Origin of the sequence: Silvanigrella sp. (genome assembly GCF_044369315.1) — a bacterium.
Classification (GTDB): domain Bacteria; phylum Bdellovibrionota_B; class Oligoflexia; order Silvanigrellales; family Silvanigrellaceae; genus Silvanigrella.
Genome location: NZ_JBIPMD010000240.1, coordinates 1 through 4,728, shown reverse-complemented (window position 1 = coordinate 4,728; position 4,728 = coordinate 1). Strand labels below are relative to the sequence as shown.

Genomic DNA, 4,728 nt, shown 5'->3' with positions numbered 1-4,728 from the left:
ACCCTAAATTAAAATGTTCCTCTAATATTGCTCGCTTTTCATAATATCCTAAGCGCCTTCGTGGCTCTGCTAATTTATCCATTGACTCTCCTTTTCATGATGGAAAAGTGTCAACTTGAAATGGGGGGTTAGGATCATAATCCCAATTACAATTGTGACGATAGGACTTTATTTTGTATACCAAATACTAGATACAAAAAAACAATTGCAAAATGAATTTGATAAAACAATAATAAACTCCGTTTTAATATTAAAACCATCTTTGTCAGCAAATATTTATAATTTAGAGAAACAGAATGTAATAAACTCAATCAAAGGTCTTTTTATCAATGAAAATATTATCAAGGCGGTAATTTTTAACGATAAAAAGGTACCTTTTATTGGCTTATCCTTTAAAGAAGATAAAACATTAGCAGAATTGCCATTAGACTTAAACATAATAGATTATACAACTGAAAATGATTTAAAAAATATTCAAGGAGTTGTAATATCAACAAATAAACAAAATAAAAGAGTTTATATTTCTAGTATTATTGATGCTGAGTCCAAGAGATTTGATGGAATTATTATCGTAGAGGCTGACATTAATCAACTCAATAAACAAATTTTAAAAATGATTTTCAGTGCTATTATTGGAACATTAATTTGTATTTTATCAATTATTATTTTATCTTACTATATTATTGATAAAATTATTACAAAACCCTTAAATAGTTTAACGTTTGAAGTTGGCCATCAATCGGACGATATTTATGATACAAATAAAAAATTAAATTCTTCGTTTATAAAAGTTTCTAATTTATCTAAACAACAAAGTGATGGTATGAATCAGATTCAAAGTCAAATGGAACATATGGTTAAAGCTGTAGATGATACCAAAAAAAATGCAGAAGATTGTAACCGTATTGTTGATCATTTAAATACAAAAACAAAAGAAGGAAACAATATTGTTCAAAATATGGCATCTGCCGTAGAAAAAATAGATAAATCAAGTGAAAATTTGCATAATATTTCAAAAATTATCAAAGATATTTCAACAAAAGCAGCGGTAATTAATAATATAGTTTCTAAAACGGAATTGTTATCTTTAAATGCGTCTATAGAATCGGCAAGAGCGGGTGCTTTAGGAAAAGGATTTTCAGTCGTTGCAGAAGAAGTGGGAAATTTAGCAAAAATGAGTGGAAAAGCGGCAAAAGAAATTCAAACCCTTATTTTTGAAAGTCAAAAAGTGGCTGAGAGTGTTATTTTACAAATGAATAATAGTGTAATTGAAATTAAAAATAATTCTGTAAATGTTTCTCATTCTTTTAAAGAAATTTCTAATGAAGTGATCAATATTTTTAACAATACGAAAGATATTCAAAATTCAACCTCTATGCAGACAACAAGTATTAATGAAGTTTTAAGTTCAATAAACAATGCTACATCAATAAATAGTGAAACATTTAATGAAATGAATGGTTTGGTTGTATTTGCAAAAGAGATAGACACACAATGTAATAAGTTAACAAACATTACCGTATCTATGAATACTATTATATCAGGTTCTAAAAAAATAAATTCAAAATAACTTTAAATATATTAATATATTGTCAATAATTACCGATATAAATACAGATAATTATATCGTATTTTGGAAATTATTTGAATGAATTATTTTAACAATAAATCTTTAAATTTAAAAATATTAATTGTGATTGTTCCCATTGTTATTATATCTATTAGCTTATATTTTATTTATGATATATTAGAAGCAAAATCCCAATTTCAAAATGAATTTGATAAATCTATAAGCAATTCTGTATTAATTTTAAAACCCTCATTATCGGCAAATATTTATAATTTAGAGAAACAAAATGTTGTAAATTCTGTTAAAGGTTTGTTTATAAATGAAAATATTTCTAAAGCAATTATATTTGGAGAAAAAAAGACCTTATTTGTTGGAATTGAGATTAAAAATAATAAAGATTATAATGAAATAACTTCAAATTTAAATATTTCTGAATATACGAATATTACCGACTTAAAATCGATTCAGGGTGTTATTGCTTTAACAAATAAAAATAATAAGAGAATTTATATTTCTTCAATTGTAGATAAAGAAACCTCGCGTTTTGATGGGGTTATCGTTATTGAAGCAGAATTAAGCCAGTTAAATAAACAGATTAATAAAATGATCTATACGGCGATTTTGGGTTTATTTCTTTGCGTTTGTTCTATCATTATTTTATCATTTACAATTATTAATAAAATAGTATCAAAACCATTGCAAGGTTTATCAACACAAATAGGGCAGCAATCCGATGATATTTATTCAACAAATAAAAAATTAAGCAGTTCGTTTATTAAGGTATCAGGATTATCTAAATCACAAAGTGATTCGATTGTTCAAATACAATCCCAAATGGATCAAATGGTAGAAATCATAGCTCAAACTAAAAAAAATGCAGATGAATGTATTCGTATTGTAGATCATTTAAATAATAAAACAAAAGAGGGTAGTCGAATCATTGAAACTATGACTTTATCTGTAGGAAAAATAGGTAAATCAAGTGAAAATTTACAAAATATCTCAAAAATGATTGGAGATATTTCGGCAAAAGCAAAAGTAATCAATAATATTGTGTCTAAGACGGAATTGTTATCATTAAATGCGTCTATAGAATCTGCTAGAGCTGGAGCATTAGGAAAAGGATTTTCTGTTGTAGCAGAAGAAGTTGGTAATTTAGCGAAAATGAGTGGCAAAGCAGCCAATGAAATTGATACATTAATATCTGAAAGCCAAAAAGTGGCTGAAATTGTAATTCTTGAAATGAATAATAGTGTTGGAGAAATTAAGAAAAATTCAGTAAATGTTTCGGCCTCTTTTAAAGATATTGCTTCTGAAGTAACAAATATTCTGAGCAATACAAAAGAAATTCAAAATTCTACAAATAAACAAAACTCAAGTATTGTTGAAGTTGTGAGTTCAGTAAATACTGCTGGAGAAATAAATAATCAGACATTTGATGAAATGAAATCCTTAATTATATTTGCGAAAGAAATAGATTTACAATGTGATAAATTAAAAAACATTATGGATTTAATGAATAATATTATTCTTGGACAAAAAGAAAAATTAAAATAATTGAGTTAAACCAAAACTATATCCATTTATTTTAAATGGAGTAATAGATTGAGCAAAATCTATTCTTACAGCTATTTTATTAATATTTTTGAAAGGAATTCTTATTCCCATGCCATAACTAGATGCGCTTTGTTGAGAAATAATTTGATTCACATCGTCCCCTGTATTTGCCATATCAAAAAAGGGAACTACTTGAAAAGCAAAAATATTCCCTTCCCATGCGGTATACCTAAATTCAAAATTTAAATAATATGCTGTTTTTCCATTAAATTGGCTATAATGAAACCCTCTCAGTTTGTCTAAGCCTCCTAAGAAACTGAGTTTAATTGGGTTTTTAGAATCTGTGCCATAGAATCCGAGTCGACTAGCAATATAAGTGCTTTTTAAGAATGAAATAGGATAAAATCCTAAAATAGTTATTGTTGTATCATTATAATCTTCTTTATTTGAATTTGTTAAATTTAATCCTGCAGTCGTATTTATTAATGAAGTTAATTGGACACCACTTTGGGTTAGATCGTTAAAATTAATTTTGCCTAAGTTAAGTCTTGATTGCAAAGAAACGGTAGAATAGCTATATGGCGTTTTAATACTATTTTGTTGATTTGTATTTACTTCGTCATTACTTAATATATCGTTTATTTCACTAAATTCTTGGTATAATACACCTAAACCGTATGCGAAATACTCATTAAATTTCCAAAGAAAATAAGGATTAACTGAAGAACCTTTATATGAAATATATCCTATTTCTTTGTTATTTGTGTCAAAATATATTTCTTTTTTATTTATGACATTTGCTATTGTTCCCATAATAACTTTATTTTCAAAAGCGTAGTTATCGACTAAGGATAATGATATATTTGGTTTGTTATTTTCAACTCTTATATTTAAATTACTGGAATATAATTCATTAAAAAGATTTGTATCAAATACGCCTACAGAATAATAAGAAGTTCCACCACCAGATCCTGCTATAATATAAGGAATAATTGTCCACTTTTTTTCCATATTAAAAATGATATTTATTTCATTTTTATTTTCTGTACTTTCTTTTATTTCTGCAGTCACATTTGTAAAAACAGTGGTATTTTTTATATTTTGGATAGCAATATCTATTTTTGATTTATTGTATTCTTCTCCACTATTTAATTGAGTTATACTTTTTAGTTTATCAATCGAAGTATTTTCATTGCCTTTAAATTCGATTCCTTTGATTATTTTTGTTTGTGAGAAACATTCAGAAAAAATAATTAATTGAGTTAATAAGATCATTGCTAAAATTTTATTTTTAAACATTTAAAAACCCGAGTCAAATAGTTGAATAAAATAATTTTTAAACTCTACTATTTAAATTATTTTTTTCAATAGTTTAAAATCAATAATATTTTTTGTAATATTTATTAAAAAACAAAAATATATAAAATTGGGTCATTTGATTTTTTTAATACACTTGAATCTTATGATGTTATAGACTGATCTTCCCCCAATTTTATAGACACAATTAACCGACCTTTTTCATTGGTCTAGTTATTTCAAATATAACTGGAGACAGATATCCATTCGACGAATGCTTTCTAACACGATTGTAGTAAACTTCA

General features: G+C 25.9%; 3 protein-coding genes. 2 read left to right on the top strand and 1 reads right to left on the bottom strand.

Features of this window, described 5'->3' with window-relative positions; genetic code table 11:
* Positions 1 to 115: 115 nt before the first annotated feature.
* Both ACIQ56_RS14520 and ACIQ56_RS14515 read left to right on the top strand, forming a co-directional pair.
* A complete protein-coding gene (locus ACIQ56_RS14520; protein ID WP_397601763.1) occupies positions 116 to 1,570 on the top strand; it encodes a methyl-accepting chemotaxis protein in 1,455 nt (484 codons plus the stop codon).
* Between the two features lie 78 nt (positions 1,571 to 1,648).
* Positions 1,649 to 3,127, top strand: a complete 1,479-nt coding sequence (locus tag ACIQ56_RS14515; protein WP_397601762.1) for a methyl-accepting chemotaxis protein — start codon at positions 1,649 to 1,651, stop codon at positions 3,125 to 3,127.
* On the opposite strand, the gene ACIQ56_RS14510 is transcribed toward ACIQ56_RS14515, so the two are convergent.
* The gene (locus tag ACIQ56_RS14510; RefSeq protein ID WP_397601761.1) at positions 3,119 to 4,426 is read right to left on the bottom strand and encodes a POTRA domain-containing protein; all 1,308 of its coding nucleotides are present in this window, start codon (positions 4,424 to 4,426) and stop codon (positions 3,119 to 3,121) included. The two genes, ACIQ56_RS14515 and ACIQ56_RS14510, sit on opposite strands and share 9 nt — an antisense overlap.
* Positions 4,427 to 4,728 lie beyond the last annotated feature (302 nt).